The sequence below is a fragment of the Streptomyces griseiscabiei genome (assembly GCF_020010925.1).
GTDB lineage: Bacteria > Actinomycetota > Actinomycetes > Streptomycetales > Streptomycetaceae > Streptomyces > Streptomyces griseiscabiei.
On the sequence record NZ_JAGJBZ010000002.1, the window covers coordinates 989,880 to 1,008,432 of the forward strand.

An 18,553-nucleotide genomic window follows, 5' to 3' on the forward strand; every position below is an offset into this window, starting at 1 on the left:
CCGTCACCGCGTGCGCACCGTCACCGCGACGCGAACTTGTCGCTCACCGCCTGGTACACACCCTCGGCCTCCTTGCCCAGCCGCGGCCCGGCCAGCCAGCCGGCGCTCACCGGACCGATGGAGGTGTTCGACACCAGCGCGGGCCGGCCGTCCGAACCGGTCGCCACCCAGCCACCACCGGACGAACCACCGGTCATGGTGCAGCCGATGCGGTACATCGTCGGGTCGGCCTCGACGAGCGAGAGCCGCCCGGGCTTGTCCGTGCACTGGTACATCGTCTCGCCGTCGTACGGAGCCCCCGCCGGGTAGCCGGTCGCCGTGATGCTCTTCACCTGCGGCACGGCGGGCGCCGCGAAGTCCACCGGCAGCGCCGAACCGACCATCTCCTCCAGCGACTTGCCCCCGCTGCCCTCCTCCGGCGTCACATGGATCACCGCGAAGTCGTACGGCGCCCCGTCACCGCCCGTCTGGCCGCCCTGCTCGATCCACTGGTCCGAGGTCTGCGCCCAGTCCCCCCACCAGACACCGTACGGAGCGACCTGCTCCTTGGTGGCCGTCTGCAGTTCCGACGCCGACATACCGCTGTCGTTGTACGAGGGCACGAAGGCGATGTTGCGGTACCAGCCGCCCGACTTGCCGGCGTGCACACAGTGCCCGGCCGTCCACACCATGTTGGACTTGCCCGGGTTGGCCGGGTCCTGGACCACCGTCGCCGAGCAGACCATCGTGCCTTCGGGCGCGTCGAAGAACACCTTGCCCGCCTCGGGCACGTTCGCGTGGTACTTCGCCGACACCGCCGCCGCGTCGACGGACGCCGGCGTCGGGTCGGTCACGCCCTGGTCACCGGTGAGGTCGCTCTCGTCGACCTCCTTCTCCGGCTCCTCGGCGTCCCGCATCCGGTCCGGGTCCCACAGGTCCTTGATGATCGGGTTGACGTAGTCCTCGGCCTCGCGCAGCCAGTCGTCCTTGTTCCAGTTCTTCCAGGCCCCGCCCCGCCACTTGTCGAGGTCGATCCCGTGTTCCTTGAGCTTGTCCTTGATGTCGTCCGGGATCTGGATCTTGCCGTCGCCCCCGCTGCCGCTGTCCTGCGCGGACGCCGACGCGTCGGCGTTGGCCGTGGTGTCACCGGAGCCGCACGCGGTGGCGGTCAACGACAGCACGGCGGCAAGGCCGACCGCGGCCACGACGGGGGAGGTCCTGCGGCGCGTGCTCCTCCCGCGACGAGCGGCGAAGAGCGGTCGTATGGGTCGCATGGTCTGAACTCCCCCTGGGGCGTATGAGAACTCTGTGCTGCCGAAGCGGATCACGCACGGCTCCGCCGCGCGCCCACCGCCCCCTAGTACGTAGCCGGCACGGCATTCGCGCGGCTCGGTACCTCTGCTTCTTCGTACGTAGTCGTCGTACGCGCGGTTCGGTGAGGATCCGCGGCGCCGCGTCCTACGGAACGGCACCACACACTATGCGGTCGTTGTGGGGGACATCCGATGGAACGGCAACGGTTCCGTCACGGCAAGGATCTTCGCCTCACCCGCTTCCCCGTGCGAGTCGCGTCGTTGGTACGTGCGGGGGACCCGCCGGTGTTCGGTGACCCCTGCCAACTCGCCTCTGAGCAGCGGGAGGAAGTGCAGCGGTGGCGGTGACCGAGTCCGCGGTGGCGCCGGCGGGGCGTGAGCCCGAGCGGGCGCGCCCGGGACACGAGGACGGGCGGGCTCGCACACGGCGGGAGCACGAGGGGGCGCGCTCGGCGCGGGAGGGGATCCTGCGACGGCAGGCCGCCCGCGAGTCGGCGGCCCGCACCTACGCGCGCGCCCTGCCCATCGTGCCCGTACGCGCGCGTGGGCTGACCATCGAGGGCGCCGACGGCCGCCGCTACCTCGACTGCCTGTCCGGCGCGGGCACCCTCGCCCTCGGCCACAACCACCCGGTCGTCCTCGAAGCGATCCGGAAAGTCCTCGACTCCGGCGCCCCCCTGCACGTCCTCGACCTGGCCACCCCCGTCAAGGACGCCTTCACCACCGAGCTGTTCCGCACCCTGCCGCCGGGCCTCGCGGACCGCGCGCGCATCCAGTTCTGCGGACCCGCCGGCAGCGACGCGGTCGAGGCCGCCTTCAGGCTGGTCCGCGCGGCGACCGGGCGGACCGGACTGCTCGCCTTCACCGGTGCCTGCCACGGGATGACCGCCGGGGCCCTGGAAGTGTCCGGAGGCGCCTCCGACGTACGAGTGGCACGGCTGCCGTATCCCCAGGACTACCGCTGTCCCTTCGGCGTCGGCGGTGAACGCGGTGCCGAACTCGCCGCCCGCTGGACCGAGTCCGTCCTCGACGACGCCAAGTCCGGTGTGCCGCTGCCCGCCGGCATGATCCTCGAACCCGTCCAGGGCGAGGGCGGTGTCGTCCCCGCCCCCGACGGCTGGCTGCGCCGCATGCGCGAGATCACCGCCGCGCGCTCGATCCCGCTGATCGCCGACGAGGTCCAGACGGGCGTGGGCCGTACGGGCAGGTTCTGGGCCGTCGAGCACAGCGGTGTCGTCCCCGATGTGATGGTCCTGTCCAAGGCCATCGGCGGCAGCCTCCCGCTGGCCGTCGTGGTCTACCGCGACGACCTCGACGTCTGGCGGCCCGGCGCCCACGCGGGCACCTTCCGCGGCAACCAGCTCGCCATGGCCGCCGGCACCGCCACCCTCGCCCACGTCCGCGAGAACGGCCTCGCCGAACGGGCCGAGACCCTGGGCTCCCGCATCCTCGCCCAACTCCGTGGCCTCACCTCGCACTTCGCCTGTGTCGGTGACGTACGGGGACGGGGGCTGATGATCGGTATCGAGATGGTCACCCCGGACGCGGCCCCTCCCTCCGACACCACCGGCCCACGCCCGCCCGCGCCTTCCCTCGCCACCGCGGTCCAGCGGGAGTGCCTGCGCCGGGGCCTGATCGTCGAACTCGGCGGGCGCCATGCCGGTGTCGTCCGCCTCCTCCCGCCGCTCACGATCACCGACGAACAGACGGACGCCGTACTCGACCGTCTGACGGACGCGATCGCCTCGGTGGCGTCCACCGCCGAGACCCGAGGCCCGGTGACCCCACCGCCCGAGCGAGCCCCGGCCCGCGGACCCAGCCCCGGGGAGTGAGCCCGCAGCCACCCCGAACGGCCGCCGGGCACAGCCCTCCTTCCCTCCGCGAAGCACGAACCAGCCGCGCGTCCCAGACACCCGACCACCGCCCTGCCCGCCTTCCCCACACGCCCCGACACCGCTCGCCCGTACAGCCCCGCGACTGCCCTCCCGCACGAGCAACCCAGGGAACCGCCTTGAAGCCGCTCTCCACCCCCGAGGCCCACACCCACGATCACGACACCGAAGCCCACACCCCGCTCATCCCGGGCCCGTCGAACGCAGAGCCGCCACCTCACCCGGCCGCCCCGTCGCCCCGCCCGCCCGAAGCGGGAACCCACCGGTCCGAGCCGGGGGCGGCTTCCGCTCAACACCCGCCCGGTCAGGCCGAACCGAGATCCGCTGCGACTGGGCCGGTCCCGCGCCAAGCCCGGCCGGCCCATGGCCCGACCGAGCCCCCGCCCGGCTCCGACACCGACCCGCTGCATCACCCTGACCCCCACACCGCGGCCCAAGCCGCAGCCGTCGAGAACCTGTTGCGCTGCTGGGCACGCGAACACGACCTCACCTCCCCTCTCGACGCCACCCTCCGCATCCCCCTTCCCACGACCGGCACGACACTCCTCGCGCCGGTGCGCTACTGGTCCCCCACCGGCCATCACCGCTTCGGCCCGCCCCGCCTCGCCGACACCGACGCCACCGCACCCGCCCCCGACGCGGCCACCGTGGCGACCCTCCTGGCCAGGGAGGCGACTCCACGGGCCCCGCATGACGCCGGCGCCTCACCGGACCATCGCGAGCTGGTCGGCAGGGTCGCCGACTCCGCCCGCCGCGTCGCCGTGTTCCTCGCCGAGCGCCGAGCCGAACCCGCCGATCATCCGGACCGTTTCCTCGCGGCGGAGCAGGCTCTCGTCCTCGGCCATCCCCTGCACCCGACCCCCAAGAGCCGCGAGGGTCTCCCGGGAGCCGAAACCCGCCTCTACTCACCGGAGACGCGCGGCTCCTTCCCCCTGCACTGGATGGCGGTCGCCCCCTCCGTCCTGTCGGCCGACTCGGCATGGACCGAGCGCGGCCGTGTCATCCCCGCCGAGCGGCTGACCGCACGTCTGGCCGGCCCTGGGCCGCACCTGCCGGACGGCTACGCCGTCCTGCCGCTGCACCCCTGGCAGGCCCGCGAGGTCCGCCACCGCTCGGCCGTCGCCGCCCTGCTCGACGCCGGACTGCTCCGAGACCTCGGTCCGCACGGCGACCCTTGGCACGCCACCTCCTCCGTCCGAACCGTTCACCGCACCGGTGTTCCCGCGATGCTGAAGCTCTCGCTGGGCCTCAGGATCACCAACTCCCGCCGTGAGCACCTCCGCAAGGAACTCCACCGAGGAGTGGAGGTCCACCGCCTGCTGCGCACCGGTCTCACCGAGCGGTGGCAGGCGGCCCATCCCGGGTTCGACATCGTCCGCGACCCGGCCTGGCTCGCGGTCACCGCACCGGACGGCTCCCCTGTGCCCGGGCTGGACGTGGTGATCCGGCACAACCCGTTCGGTCCGGCGGACGACGCGTCCTGCGTCGCGGGACTGGTGTCACCGAGGCCGTACCGCCCCGACCTCACCCTGCGGTCGCGCCTCGCCGATGTGGTCACCCGCCTCACCGCGCGCACCGGCCGCCCCCGGGCAGCCGTCGCCGTCGAGTGGTTCCTGCGCTATCTGGAGCGGGTCGTGCGGCCCGTGCTGTGGCTGGACGGCGAGGCCGGGATCGCTCTCGAAGCCCATCAGCAGAACACGATCGTTCTGCTGGACCCCGACGGCTGGCCCATCGGCGGCCGCTACCGCGACAACCAGGGCTACTACTTCCGTGAGTCCCGCCGGGCGGGGCTGTCCGCCCGCCTCCCCGGCATCGGCGAGCGCAGCGACACGTTCGTCTCCGACGAGGTCACCGACGAGCGGCTCGTCTACTACCTCGGTATCAACAATGTGCTCGGCCTCATCGGTGCCTTCGGCTCCCAGCGGCTCGGTGACGAACGGCTCCTGCTCGCCGCCTTCCGCCGCTTCCTCAGCGATGTCGCCACCGGCCCCGCCCGGCTGAACACCACCCTGCCGGCCCGGTTGCTCGACTCACCCGTCCTGCGCTGCAAGGCCAACCTCCTGACCCGCCTCCACGGCCTCGACGAACTCGTCGGCCCGGTCGACACCCAGTCCGTCTACGTCACCATCACCAACCCCCTTCACCGCTGACCGGCCCTCCGCCTCCGCCCGGCCCACCCAAATCCGTATGCCGACTCCGTACTCCGACTCCCTTCGGCCCTGAGGAACATGACCCACCCGATCTCCTGAGAGGAGCGTCGCCGTGCCTCCCACCGACGCGAGCATCCCGGCGAGCACCGACACCGCCCCGGCCCCGACGAGCAATGAGGACACGCTCGAACTGCGCCTGCCCGACGACTTCCTCGCGCTCCTGTCCGCGAACGCGGACGGTGACGGTGACGGTGACGACTGCGGTGATCCGACCGAGGCGGGACAGGCCGTGCCCCCGGCCGGCGGCGAACTGCTCGACCATCTCGCCGACTGGGGGCCGGTCGTCACCCCGGCAGGTACCCTGCGCCTGGTCCCCGTCCGTCTCGAACGGCAGCTGCCGCTGATCTCCCACTGGATGAACGACTCGGCGGTGGCCTCCTACTGGAAGCTCGCCGGACCCGAAGCCGTGACCGCGAACCACCTCCGGTCGCAACTCGGCGGAGACGGCCGCAGCCTGCCCTGCCTCGGCCTGCTCGACGGCACCCCGATGAGCTACTGGGAGATCTACCGGGCGGATCTCGACCCCATCGCCCGCCACTACCCGGCCCGCCCGCACGACACCGGAATCCATCTCCTCATCGGACCCGTGGCCGACCGGGGACGGGGTCTCGGCTCCACCCTGCTGCGTGCCGTCGCCGATCTCGTCCTCGACAGAAGACCCGCGTGCGCCCGGGTGATCGCGGAACCCGACCTTCGCAACTTTCCCTCCGTCTCCGCGTTCCTGAGCGCGGGCTTCCGGTTCTCCGCGGAGGTCGAGCTGCCCGACAAACGGGCCGCCCTCATGGTCAGGGACCGGCTGCTGCGCGATCTGATGTAGCGACTTGATTTCAGGCCACCGAGAATCGGCCCGTCCCGTCGAAGAGAAGCCGAAGAGAACCGGTCTTGATCCCGCCCCTCCCGCCCCATGCCTCCGCCTTGCTCACCCGTTTGTCAGTGGTGACCCGTAGGGTGGTCGCGCTATGACGAAGCCCTCACTCCACGAACTCCTGCACGCCGCCGTCACCGCCGTCGGCGGCATGGAGCGCCCCGGCCAGGTGACCATGGTCGAAGCCGTCGCGGAGGCGATCGACGACGGCTCCCATCTGCTGGTCCAGGCAGGCACCGGCACGGGAAAGTCGCTCGGCTACCTGGTGCCCGCCCTGGCCCAGGGGGAGCGCGTCGTCGTGGCGACCGCGACCCTGGCACTCCAGCGCCAGCTCGTGGAGCGGGACCTCCCGAGAACGGTCGACGCGCTGCATCCGCTGCTGCGCCGGCGCCCCGAGTTCGCGATGCTCAAGGGCCGGTCGAACTACCTGTGCCTGCACCGTCTGAACGAAGGCGTGCCGCAGGACGAGGAGGAGGGCCTCTTCGACCAGTTCGAGGCGGCCGCGCCCTCCAGCAAGCTGGGCCAGGACCTGCTGCGCCTGCGGGACTGGTCGCAGGAGACCGAGACCGGTGACCGGGACGACCTCACCCCGGGTGTCTCCGACCGTGCCTGGTCGCAGATCTCCGTGTCGTCCCGGGAGTGCCTGGGTGCCACGAAGTGCGCGTACGGCGCCGAGTGCTTCGCCGAGGCGGCCCGGGAGCGGGCCAAGCTCGCCGAGGTGGTCGTCACCAATCACGCGCTGCTCGCGATCGACGCCATCGAGGGCGCGCCGGTGCTTCCGCAGCACGAGGTGCTGATCGTGGACGAGGCGCACGAACTCGTCTCCCGGGTGACCGGGGTGGCCACCGGCGAGCTCACGCCCGGCCAGGTCAACCGCGCGGTGAAGCGCGCGGCGAAGCTCGTGAACGAGAAGGCCGCCGACCAGCTGCAGACCGCCGCCGAGGGGTTCGAGCGGGTCATGGAGCTGGCTCTGCCGGGCCGCCTGGAGGAGGTCCCCGAGGACCTGGCGTACGTCCTCATGGCGCTGCGCGACGCCGCCCGCACCGTGATCTCGGCGATCGGCAGCACCCGCGACAAGTCCGTCCAGGACGAGGACGCCGTCCGCAAGCAGGCACTGGCGGCCGTGGAGAGCGTGCACGACGTGGCGGAGCGGATCAGCAACGGGTCGGAGTGGGACGTCGTCTGGTACGAACGCCACGACCGCTTCGGCGCGTCCCTGCGCGTGGCCCCCATGTCCGTCTCGGGGCTGCTCCGGGAGAAGCTCTTCACGGACCGTTCCGTCACCCTGACCTCGGCCACGCTCAAACTGGGCGGCGACTTCAACGGCGTGGGAGCGTCTCTGGGGCTGGCGCCGGAGGGCACTCAGGGGGACGACCTTCCGCAGTGGAAGGGCGTGGACGTCGGATCGCCGTTCGACTACCCGAGGCAGGGCATCCTCTATGTCGCCAAGCATCTCTCGCGTCCCGCACGCGACGGCGACCGGGCGGACATGCTGGACGAACTGACGGAGCTGATCCAGGCGGCCGGCGGCCGCACGCTCGGTCTCTTCTCGTCGATGCGGGCCGCCCAGCTGGCGGCGGAGGAGCTGCGCGTCCGGATCCCCGAGTACCCGATCCTGCTCCAGGGCGAGGAGACGCTCGGTGAGCTGATCAAGGGCTTCGCGGCCGACCCGGAGACCTGTCTCTTCGGCACGCTCTCCCTCTGGCAGGGGGTGGACGTGCCCGGCACCAGCTGTCAGCTGGTGGTCATGGACAAGATCCCGTTCCCGCGCCCCGACGACCCCTTGATGAGCGCCCGCCAGAAGGCGGTCGAGGAGGCGGGCGGCAATGGCTTCATGGCCGTCGCCGCCACCCACGCGGCCCTGCTGATGGCCCAGGGCGCCGGCCGCCTCGTACGGGCACAGGGGGATCGCGGGGTGGTCGCCGTACTGGACCAGAGACTGGCGACCGCTCGGTACGGCAGCTATCTGAAGGCCTCACTGCCCGACTTCTGGTACACGACGGACCGTAACCAGGCCCGCAAGTCGCTCTCCGCGATCGACAGCGCGGCAAAGGACAAGGAAAAGGAAGCGGAGCAGGCGGAGGCGTGACAAACGGCCGGTGGCCCCTCCCGATCGTCGGGGAGGGGCCACCGGCCGTTTCGCGCGGCTGGTCTCGGACCTGCCCCGGCAGTGCCGGGCGGGCCCTGGACAGGCCGGGGCCCCGGAACCGGCGCAGTGGATTCCGGGGCCCGGATCAGGGGCGGGGACGGGGCACGGGCGACCGTCCGCCGCTGGGTGTCAGACGCGGCGCAGAACGGCCACCACCTTGCCGAGGATGGTCGCGTCGTCACCCGGGATGGGCTCGTAGGCGGCGTTGTGCGGGAGCAGCCAGACATGGCCGTCCTCGCGCTTGAAGCGCTTGACCGTGGCCTCGCCGTCCAGCATGGCGGCCACGATGTCGCCGTTCTCGGCGACGGGCTGACGACGGACCGTCACCCAGTCCCCGTCGCAGATCGCGGCCTCGATCATGGAGTCGCCCACGACCTTCAGGACGAAGAGCTCGCCGTCACCCACCAGCTGGCGGGGGAGCGGGAACACGTCCTCGACGGACTCCTCGGCGAGGATCGGGCCACCGGCGGCGATCCGGCCGACCAGCGGCACGTACGACGCGGCCGGCTTGCCCGCCGTGTCCGTGGGCTGCGCCGAGGACTGGTCGGAACCGCGGACCTCGTACGCGCGCGGGCGGTGCGGGTCGCGGCGCAGGAAGCCCTTGCGCTCCAGGGCCATCAGCTGGTGTGCCACGGAGGACGTGCTGGACAGGCCGACCGCCTGGCCGATCTCCCGCATCGACGGCGGGTAGCCCCGCCGCTGCACCGAGTCCCTGATCACCTCGATGACCCGGCGCTGCCGATCGGTGAGCCCTGAGCTGTCCGCCCTGATGCCTGGAGGTCGGCCGGGCAGGGCGCGCTTGGGCCCTTCATGGTTCGTGGCTTCGTTCATCGCATGCACCGGCTCGAGTCGGCTCTGGGAGCGGTCCTGGGCAGTGATGGTGGCACTGTCAGCGGTGGTGGTCACGTCGGCCCCTCTCGATGGTCTCCCGTGCAGCACAACGGTAGTTGCTTTCGAAAGGTTGCGCCAAACACACGTTCGAGTGAAAAACCGTGGATTACCTGACGTGACCATGTGTCTAGGTGTAGGGCTGCGGCTCCGGCGGACAAAAGCGCTGATTGCTGTACTCTTCACCGCCGAGGCGGAGGGCCTTGTGGGCCCCTGTCGCCGCGTGGCTCAGTCTGCCACCCGGTGCTCCGCCGGTCGGGTACCGACCCCTTCTTCCGTGCCGCCACACCGTATCCGCGTCCGCTGCGCGACGGTAGGGATGCGCTCCGCGACGGCGTCCCCGTCTGGCACATGCCAATACCCGGGCGACACGCGCGCTGCGGGTGGATTTACGTGCCAAGCCCTACATGTAGTGCTTGGATTGCCGCAACGGCCCAGAAGTTGTGGTCCCCCGGGTCATAGGCCTCTTGGTCATCCCCTATGCTTGGGGCTGCTTCCGCGGGGCCCAAGTGGCCCGTGGGGCCTATTGAGTCGTGCTGTGAGGAGGGTTGGAGTTATGCACTGTCCCTTCTGCAGGCACCCCGACAGCCGTGTCGTCGACAGTCGTACGACGGACGACGGCACGTCGATCCGCAGGCGCCGTCAGTGTCCCGACTGCTCCCGCCGTTTCACGACGGTGGAGACGTGCTCGCTGATGGTGGTCAAGCGGTCCGGTGTGACCGAGCCCTTCAGCCGCACCAAGGTCATCAACGGCGTCCGCAAGGCATGCCAGGGAAGGCCTGTCACCGAGGACGCGCTCGCCCAGCTCGGCCAGCGGGTCGAGGAGGCGGTGCGCGCCACCGGCAGCGCCGAACTGACCACCCATGACGTGGGTCTGGCCATACTCGGTCCGCTGCAGGAACTCGACCTCGTCGCCTACTTGCGGTTCGCCTCGGTCTACCGGGCGTTCGACTCGCTGGAGGACTTCGAGGCCGCCATCGCGGAACTCAGGGAAGAGCAGGAGAAGCGCCCCGACGCGAACGACGACGACGTCGAGATCGCGGTCGCGGAGCGCCCGGGGAGCGACCGCGGGTCCGGAGGGACCGCCCAGGTCCCCGTGCCCGCCAACGCCGCCGACTGACGGCGGGCCGCACCGCCGGACCCGTGGGTCCGGACGATCGGCGGCGATCCAGACCTGTCGCGAACGGCTGTGTCAGCCGGGTCGCGGCACAAGACAGAAACACCGTGCCATGGGAACAACGTGGCACTTCAGGGCGTTTTCGCCCGTAGAGGGAGGCGGCATGACAGAGACGGCGAGCGGTCCGGCACGGAGTTCCCGCGCCAAGGGCACGAAGGCGAGCAAGGGCCTGCGTATCGAGCGCATCCACACCACCCCCGGCGTGCATCCGTACGACGAGGTGGTCTGGGAGCGTCGTGACGTCGTCATGACCAACTGGCGCGACGGCTCGGTCAACTTCGAGCAGCGCGGCGTCGAGTTCCCCGACTTCTGGTCGGTGAACGCGGTCAACATCGTCACCAGCAAGTACTTCCGCGGTGCCGTGGGCACCCCGCAGCGCGAGACCGGCCTCAAGCAGCTGATCGACCGCATCGTGAAGACGTACACGAAGGCCGGCGAGGACAACAAGTACTTCGCCTCGCCCGCCGATGCCGAGATCTTCGAGCACGAACTGGCGTACGCCCTCCTGCACCAGGTCTTCAGCTTCAACAGCCCCGTCTGGTTCAACGTGGGCACCCCGCAGCCCCAGCAGGTCTCCGCCTGCTTCATCCTGGCCGTCGACGACTCCATGGAGTCGATCCTCGACTGGTACAAGGAAGAGGGCATGATCTTCAAGGGCGGCTCCGGCGCCGGCCTGAACCTCTCCCGCATCCGCTCCTCCAAGGAGCTGCTCTCCTCCGGCGGCAACGCCTCGGGTCCCGTCTCCTTCATGCGCGGTGCCGACGCCTCCGCAGGAACGATCAAGTCGGGCGGCGCCACCCGCCGCGCCGCCAAGATGGTCGTGCTGGACGTCGACCACCCGGACGTCGAGGACTTCATCGCCACCAAGGTGAAGGAGGAGGAGAAGATCCGCGCCCTGCGCGACGCGGGCTTCGACATGGACCTGGGCGGCGACGACATCACGTCCGTCCAGTACCAGAACGCCAACAACTCGGTCCGCGTGAACGACGAGTTCATGACGGCCGTGGAGAACGGTACCGAGTTCGGCCTCCGTGCCCGGATGACCGGCGAGATCATCGAGAAGGTCGACGCCAAGGCGCTCTTCCGCAAGCTCGCCGAGGCCGCGTGGGCCTGTGCCGACCCGGGCATCCAGTACGACGGTGTGATCAACAACTGGCACACCTGCCCCGAGTCCGGCCGGATCACCGCGTCCAACCCGTGCAGCGAGTACATGCACCTGGACAACACCTCCTGCAACCTCGCCTCGCTGAACCTGATGAAGTTCCTCAAGGACGACGGCCTCGGCCACCAGTCCTTCGAGGTCGAGCGCTTCGCCAAGGTCGTCGAGCTGGTCATCACCGCGATGGACATCTCCATCTGCTTCGCCGACTTCCCGACCCAGAAGATCGGCGAGAACACCCGCGCCTTCCGCCAGCTCGGCATCGGCTACGCCAACCTCGGCGCCCTGCTGATGGCGACCGGTCACGCGTACGACTCCACCGGCGGTCGCGCCCTCGCCGGTGCCATCACCTCCCTGATGACCGGCACGGCGTACAAGCGTTCGGCGGAACTCGCCGCGGTCGTCGGCCCGTACGACGGCTACGCCCGCAACGCCGACGCCCACAACCGCGTCATGAAGCAGCACTCCGACGCCAACGGCGTGGCCGTGCGCATGGACGACCTGGACACTCCGGTGTGGGCCGCCGCCACCGAGGCCTGGCAGGACGTGCTGCGGCTCGGCGAGAAGAACGGCTTCCGCAACTCGCAGGCGTCCGTGCTCGCCCCGACCGGCACGATCGGTCTGGCCATGTCCTGCGACACCACCGGTGTCGAGCCGGACCTGGCGCTGGTCAAGTTCAAGAAGCTGGTCGGCGGCGGCTCGATGCAGATCGTCAACGGCACGGTCCCGCAGGCCCTGCGCCGCCTGGGCTACCAGGAGGAGCAGATCGAGGCGATCGTCGCCCACATCGCCGACCACGGCAATGTGATCGACGCCCCGAGCCTCAAGCCGGAGCACTACGAGGTCTTCGACTGCGCCATGGGCGAGCGGGCCATCTCCCCGATGGGCCACGTCCGCATGATGGCCGCGATCCAGCCGTGGATCTCCGGCGCCATCTCCAAGACGGTCAACATGCCGGAGACGGCGACCGTCGAGGAGGTCGAGGAGATCTACTTCGAGGCCTGGAAGCTCGGCGTCAAGGCGCTCGCGATCTACCGCGACAACTGCAAGGTCGGCCAGCCGCTCTCCGCCAAGACCAAGGAGACGGAGAAGGCGGAGATCACCGAGAAGGCCGAGGACACGATCCGGGCCACGGTCGAGAAGATCGTCGAGTACCGCCCGGTCCGCAAGCGCCTCCCGAAGGGCCGTCCCGGCATCACCACGTCCTTCACCGTCGGCGGCGCCGAGGGTTACATGATCGCCAACTCCTACCCGGACGACGGCCTGGGCGAGGTCTTCCTGAAGATGTCCAAGCAGGGTTCGACCCTCGCGGGCATGATGGACGCCTTCTCGATCGCCGTCTCGGTGGGTCTGCAGTACGGCGTGCCGCTGGAGACGTACGTCTCGAAGTTCACCAACATGCGCTTCGAGCCGGCCGGTATGACGGACGACCCGGACGTGCGGATGGCGGCGTCGATCGTCGACTACATCTTCCGCCGTCTGGCGCTGGACTTCCTGCCCTTCGAGACGCGCTCCGCGCTCGGCATCCACTCCGCCGACGAGCGTCAGCGTCATCTGGAGACCGGTTCGTACGAACCGATCGAGGAGGAGGTCGACGTCGAGGGTCTCGCCCAGTCGGCGCCGCGCCAGTCGCTGAAGGCCGTCTCCGCTCCGAAGGCCGAAGCCGACGAGGAGGGCGCCAAGCCCGCCCCGAAGCAGGCCCACACCAGCGCCGAGCTGGTGGAGATGCAGTTGGGCATCCAGGCCGACGCCCCGCTCTGCTTCTCCTGCGGTACGAAGATGCAGCGGGCCGGCTCCTGCTACATCTGCGAGGGCTGCGGCTCGACCAGCGGCTGCAGCTGATCTGAGCGCCCCCGGGCGCGAACCGGTGTGACAGGGCGGTGGAGCCGAAGTCCGGCTCCACCGCCCTCGGTCTGTCGTCCGGCAGTGGGTCAGGACCGGGGCGGTGCGCCCATCACACGGGCGAAGGCCGCCGGGTCCTCGTCGTAGCCGGTGATGCCGGGGTGGAAGGTCCACTCGCCGGTGTCGTCCCGGATGAACTCGGCCACGGTCGCCGCCGTGGAGCCGAGGACGCCGCCGAAGTCGTCCTCGGCCAGGACGGTGTAGTCCTCACGGATGCGCAGACCGGGCTTGGTGACGTTGACGAAGGTCTTCGGGCCGGAACCCTGCTGTATGGCGACACCGATGACGACCCGCCCGTAGCGGCTGTCGAGGCGGTTCAGCTCGACGGTCATGACCTCGTCCCAGCCGAAGCCCTGGCCGTTCTTGCTGTCACGGTTGAGGGTGATGGTGCCGTCGGGCGAGCGGCTGTCGAAGTGGACGACATAGGCGGGGCCGCCGCTCGGATCGGCCGCCGGGTAGGTCGCCGCGACGATGTCGAGATCGGTCGGCGGCTGTCCGGCGGGGCTCGGGTCCCACTTCACCGACACCTCGACCTTGCGGATGCCCTTGTTGAGGCCGTTCAACAGAACTCTCCTCCCCGTTCTCCTGTGCGTGCGGGCCGAACTGCCTGGCGGTCCAGGCCAGTTGTCCATCCTCGCATGCGCGCGGGGGCGCCCGCCCGGGTACAACCCGCCGGAGAGTGACCGCCGCCACGTTCCGTGGCCTTACCATGGCGCGGTGCTGGTCAAGTGGATTCGCTGCACCGTGGTGGACCGCCGCGGTTTCGAGCGGGGGCAGCGAAAATGGGCGGGGCTGCTGGGGGAGCCGGGATTCCGGGGACAGGGCGGGGGTTGGAGCCGGGGGCGGGCCGGTGTGGCGCACATCTTCTCGTTCTGGGAGAGCCGCGCCTTCTACGACTCCTTCATGGCGCGTTCCCACGACCGGCTGGCCGCCTCGCAGTCGGGCACGTTCAAGGACATGCAGGTCAAGCTCTTCGACCACCGTTTCGATGTGAAGACCGGTTTCGAGCCCCGCTTCACGGACACCGATCTCGTGCGCGTGGCGCACTGCCGTGTCCACGAGGAGCGCGCCGAACACTTCGCTCTCATGCAGGAGAAGGTCTGGAACCCCGCGATGGCCGGCTCCCCGGGCATGGTGCGGGGGCTGTTCGGTGAGGCGCCGGGCCATGAGTTCGTGATCCTCTCCATGTGGCAGTCGGCCGCCGAGCACGGCAAGTACCGCGTCGAACGCATCGAGCGGCTCGCCCTGCGGGCGCAGATCGAGGCGGACGTCGCCGCCATGACGGGCGACATCGTGGAACTGGAGCCGAGCTGGACGGTTTGAGATCCGGACCCGGGTCGGTTCGACCGCCCGGACCCGGGTCGGTTCGACCGCCCGGACCCGGGTCGGTTCGAACGCCCGGACCCGGGTCGGTTTGGATTTCCAACCCAGTGGGGTCGATGTGCGGGACTTGTGTGACCTACGCCGTATGACGCCCGGACGAGTGCTCGATCCACCGTCGTCCCCTTTAGGGTCTTGGCATGGCACGACCACGGCGCATCATCCTTGTCCGACACGGCGAGTCAACGGGCAATGTTGATGACACCGTGTACGAGCGCGAGCCCGACCACGCCCTCGCGCTCACCGATCTCGGCTGGCAGCAGGCGGAGAAGACCGGCAGACGCGTCCGTGACGTGCTCGGTCACGAGCGCGTCAGCGTCTACGTCTCCCCCTACCGCCGTACGCACGAGACCTTCCAGGCGTTCCATCTGGACCCCGGACAGGTGCGGGTGCGTGAGGAGCCCCGGCTGCGCGAGCAGGACTGGGGCAACTGGCAGGACCCCGACGACGTACGCCTTCAGAAGGCGTACCGCGACGCGTACGGCCACTTCTTCTACCGCTTCGTGCAGGGCGAGTCCGGCGCCGATGTGTACGACCGGGTCGGCGGATTCCTGGAGAGCCTGTTCCGCAGTTTCGAGGACCCCGACCACCCGCCGAACGTCCTGCTGGTCACCCATGGGCTCGCCATGCGGCTGTTCTGCATGCGCTGGTTCCACTGGACCGTGGCGGAGTTCGAGTCGCTGTCGAACCCGGGGAACGCGGAGATGCGGATGCTTGTCCTCGGGGAGGACGGCAAGTACACCCTCGACCGGCCGTTCGACCGCTGGCGGGACCCGGAGTCGTACGGGGCCACCGGATAGAGTGGCAGGGCGATGACCGCTGACTCCTCTTCCGACGGCCGCCTGGAGCGTGCCCTGTCCAGCCTGCGCGGGCTCGCCGTGGGGGACGCGCTGGGCTCGCAGTACTTCGTGCCGGTGAACTATCCGCTGCTCAAACGCCGTGCGACCCCGTCCGGCCCCTGGCAGTGGACCGACGACACCGAGATGGCCTGTTCCGTCGTGGCCGTCCTCGCCGCCCACCATCGCGTCGACCAGGACGAGCTCGCGCGTTCCTTCGCCGTGCACCACGACTTCGACCGGGGCTACGGCCCCGCGGTCAACCGTCTGCTGCGGCTGGTCCGGGAGGGTGGCGACTGGCGTGAGCTGGCCTCCGCGCTCTTCAACGGCCAAGGCTCCTGGGGCAACGGCGCGGCCATGCGGATCGCCCCGCTGGGCGCCTGGTACGCGGACGACCCCGAGCAGGCGACCCACCAGGCGGAGATCTCGGCCTACCCCACGCACCAGCACCGCGAAGCCGTCGTGGGCGCCATGGCCGTCGCCGCTGCCGCCGCCCTCGCGGCGGACCCGGCCGGACCGCCGAGCGCCGGGGCACTGCTCGACGGCGTCATCGCGCTCGTCCCGAAGAGCGCCGTCGGCGCGGGCCTGCGGCGGGCCCGGGACATGCTCGACTACGCCGACGCGGACACCGTCGCCGCCGTACTGGGCTGCGGACGGCGTACGACCGCGCACGACACCGTGCCGTTCGCGCTCTGGTCGGCGGCGCGCGCCCTCGGTGACTACGAACGCGGCTTCTGGACGACGGCCCAGGTGGGCGGCGACGTCGACACGACCTGCGCCATCGTCGGTGGAGTGATCGCCTCCGGGAAGGCCGGGGCACCTCCCGAGGCCTGGCTGGAGCAGACCGAGGCCTTCCCGGACTGGCTCCGGGTGGGATAGCCGGCCGCAGCGGCCCCTCGTTCCCGGATCCCGCAGACCCCAATCGCCCCAACTGTCACAGGAGTGCCACAGTGCGCTCCCTGGTCGGTCGTGCCCGCTCTCCCGCGGCATACCCTGTCCGCCACGCCGCCTGTTGATCATGACAAGACGCGGCGACGAGGCACCGGCCACGGGCCTTCTGCCGTGGCCACGCGCTGCGTACGGTGGGCGGTGAGGGCCGGTCGGGGGAGGGGGTCCCATGTCCGAGACACCGTCAGCACCAGCCACGCCGGAGCCCGAAGGCCCGGCACCCAGGGCACGCGCCGGGGCCGGGGCGGGCTCCTCAGGGCCGGGCGCGCCCAAGGACGCGGCACCGGACGGCGCGACCGGAGGGACCGCGGCGATACCGACACCGGGGCCACCGCCGCAGGCGCCCAGGCTGATCGGCTTCGGTCCTGACGATCCCGCGCCGATCCGCACCGCGACCCTGTGGGCCGCCCTGGCGACCGGCGTCCTCAGCATGGTGCTGCTGGGGCAGGGGCTGGCGGTCAACATCCTGGTCGTCGTCGTGCCCGCCACACTCGCGGTGTACTTCGCAGGGCGGCGAGCCGGCCGTCGTCCCCGCCCGTGGACCCTCGTCTGGGGAGCGGGCGGAATCGCCCTGCTGACCGTGCCCGCGCTGCACGCCGCGGAATGGCCCACCTTCTTCGCCGTCGTCGCCGCCCTCGCGGCGGGCTCGCTCGCCCTGCACGGCGGACGCACCTGGCCCGCCGTGCTGCTCGGCCCGATCGGCGTGTTCAGCTCGCTGGTCACCGGCCCGGCCTGGGCCTGGCAGGGGCTGCGCGAACGGGTGGGCGGCGACCGCGGCCGACTGGCGCCCGTGTTCAGGGCCCTGGTCGTGGCCGCGGTCCTGCTGATCGTCTTCGGCGCGCTGTTCGCCGGTGCCGACGCGGCCTTCGCGGATCTGCTCGGCGCCCTGGTGCCCGATGTCTCCGTGTCCGACGGCCCCTGGCGGGTCCTGCTGTTCATGCTGGGCCTGTTCGGGACCCTCGCGGCGGCCCGTACGGCGGCCGCGCCCGCCCGCTTCGACCGCGTCCAGGTGCCCGCGGGCCGCGCCCGAGGCCGCGTCGAATGGGCGCTGCCGCTGGTCGGGCTCGTCGCTCTCTTCGCCGTCTTCAACGCCGTACAGCTCGCCGTGCTGTTCGGCGGATACGACGCGGTCCTGAAGGAGACCGGTCAGACGTACGCCCAGTACGCGCGCCAGGGGTTCTGGCAGCTGCTCATGGCCACGCTGCTCACCCTGCTGGTCATCGTGCTCGCCCTGCGCTGGGCCCCGCGCTCTCGACCGAGTGACCGGACGCTCGTGCGCGGTGTGCTGGGAACCCTGTGCGCGCTGGCGCTCGTCGTCGTGGCATCCGCCGTGCGGCGTATGGACATGTATGTGGAGGCCTACGGGCTGACGCGGCTGAGGATCTCGGTACTGACCATGGAGCTCTGGCTGGGCCTGGTCATCGTGCTCATCATGGCCGCGGGTGTGTGGGGCGCTCGCTGGCTGCCGCGCGCCGTCGCGGCCAGTGCGGTCGCCGTGGTGCTGGTGTTCGGGCTCGCGTCGCCCGACGCGCTGATCGCCGAGCGCAACGTGGAGCGGTACGAGACGACGGGCCGCTTCGACCTCCCCTACGCGCGGGAGCTGTCCGCCGACGCGGTGCCCGCCCTGGACCGGCTGGAGGAGCCCATGCGGTCCTGTGCGCTGTGGGACATCGAGGAGGCACTGGACGAGCGGGACCACATTCCCTGGTACGCCACGAGCTGGGGCGAGGCCGAGGCCAGGCGCATCCTGGACGAGCGTCCGCCGGTGGTGGGGGCGGACGACCCGGCCTGCGGTGAGCTGGGACCGGAGTACTACCGCTGAGAGGCCGTCGCGCGAGCCGGGCCGCGCGCAGTG

Annotated in this window: 13 protein-coding genes; 10 read left to right on the forward strand and 3 right to left on the reverse strand. The window is 70.8% G+C overall.

What is annotated here, in order from left to right; genetic code table 11:
• Nucleotides 1-20: 20 nt before the first annotated feature.
• Nucleotides 21-1,253 (reverse strand): trypsin-like serine peptidase, encoded by a 1,233-nt coding sequence (locus J8M51_RS21765; RefSeq protein WP_267299406.1) that lies wholly within the window; start codon nt 1,251-1,253, stop codon nt 21-23.
• Nucleotides 1,254-1,630: 377 nt separating this feature from the next.
• On the opposite strand from J8M51_RS21765, the gene J8M51_RS21770 reads away from it, so the two are divergent.
• The 4 genes from J8M51_RS21770 to J8M51_RS21785 all read left to right on the forward strand — a co-directional run bounded on the left by J8M51_RS21770 (nt 1,631) and on the right by J8M51_RS21785 (nt 8,348).
• Complete coding sequence (locus J8M51_RS21770; protein WP_086759229.1) at nt 1,631-3,124, forward strand: diaminobutyrate--2-oxoglutarate transaminase family protein; 1,494 nt, start codon at nt 1,631-1,633, stop codon at nt 3,122-3,124.
• A gap of 245 nt (nt 3,125-3,369) precedes the next feature.
• A complete protein-coding gene (locus J8M51_RS21775; protein WP_398857383.1) occupies nt 3,370-5,334 on the forward strand; it encodes an IucA/IucC family protein in 1,965 nt (654 codons plus the stop codon).
• 112 nt (nt 5,335-5,446) lie between these two features.
• Nucleotides 5,447-6,211, forward strand: coding sequence for a GNAT family N-acetyltransferase (locus J8M51_RS21780; RefSeq protein ID WP_086755188.1), 765 nt, complete (start codon nt 5,447-5,449; stop codon nt 6,209-6,211).
• Between the two features lie 142 nt (nt 6,212-6,353).
• Nucleotides 6,354-8,348: an ATP-dependent DNA helicase gene (locus tag J8M51_RS21785; protein ID WP_086755187.1), complete on the forward strand. Its 1,995-nt coding sequence runs from the start codon at nt 6,354-6,356 to the stop codon at nt 8,346-8,348.
• A 189-nt stretch (nt 8,349-8,537) separates the two neighbouring features.
• On the opposite strand, the gene lexA is transcribed toward J8M51_RS21785, so the two are convergent.
• Nucleotides 8,538-9,314 carry a transcriptional repressor LexA gene (lexA, locus tag J8M51_RS21790; protein WP_020114122.1) on the reverse strand — a complete coding sequence of 259 codons (777 nt, stop codon included), beginning with the start codon at nt 9,312-9,314 and terminating at the stop codon, nt 8,538-8,540.
• Between the two features lie 538 nt (nt 9,315-9,852).
• On the opposite strand from lexA, the gene nrdR reads away from it, so the two are divergent.
• Together nrdR and J8M51_RS21800 are read left to right on the forward strand one after the other, a co-directional pair.
• The gene (gene nrdR, locus J8M51_RS21795) at nt 9,853-10,416 is read left to right on the forward strand and encodes a transcriptional regulator NrdR (RefSeq protein WP_086755186.1); all 564 of its coding nucleotides are present in this window, start codon (nt 9,853-9,855) and stop codon (nt 10,414-10,416) included.
• 160 nt (nt 10,417-10,576) lie between these two features.
• On the forward strand, nt 10,577-13,474 hold the full coding sequence (locus tag J8M51_RS21800; protein WP_086755185.1) for a vitamin B12-dependent ribonucleotide reductase: 2,898 nt from the start codon (nt 10,577-10,579) through the stop codon (nt 13,472-13,474).
• An 89-nt stretch (nt 13,475-13,563) separates the two neighbouring features.
• Here the strand turns inward: J8M51_RS21800 and J8M51_RS21805 are convergent, their stop codons facing one another.
• On the reverse strand, nt 13,564-14,097 hold the full coding sequence (locus J8M51_RS21805) for a TerD family protein (RefSeq protein WP_267299407.1): 534 nt from the start codon (nt 14,095-14,097) through the stop codon (nt 13,564-13,566).
• A 154-nt stretch (nt 14,098-14,251) separates the two neighbouring features.
• Here J8M51_RS21805 and J8M51_RS21810 point away from each other — a divergent pair, with 154 nt between their 5' ends.
• The 4 genes from J8M51_RS21810 (at nt 14,252) to J8M51_RS21825 (ending at nt 18,520) form a co-directional block, all read left to right on the forward strand.
• Nucleotides 14,252-14,857 (forward strand): YdbC family protein, encoded by a 606-nt coding sequence (locus J8M51_RS21810; RefSeq protein WP_267299408.1) that lies wholly within the window; start codon nt 14,252-14,254, stop codon nt 14,855-14,857.
• A 197-nt stretch (nt 14,858-15,054) separates the two neighbouring features.
• A complete protein-coding gene (locus J8M51_RS21815) occupies nt 15,055-15,714 on the forward strand; it encodes a histidine phosphatase family protein (RefSeq protein ID WP_086756946.1) in 660 nt (219 codons plus the stop codon).
• A gap of 12 nt (nt 15,715-15,726) precedes the next feature.
• Complete coding sequence (locus J8M51_RS21820; protein WP_086756944.1) at nt 15,727-16,629, forward strand: ADP-ribosylglycohydrolase family protein; 903 nt, start codon at nt 15,727-15,729, stop codon at nt 16,627-16,629.
• 238 nt (nt 16,630-16,867) lie between these two features.
• A complete protein-coding gene (locus J8M51_RS21825; RefSeq protein ID WP_398856627.1) occupies nt 16,868-18,520 on the forward strand; it encodes a DUF4153 domain-containing protein in 1,653 nt (550 codons plus the stop codon).
• The last annotated feature ends 33 nt before the right edge of the window (nt 18,521-18,553 follow it).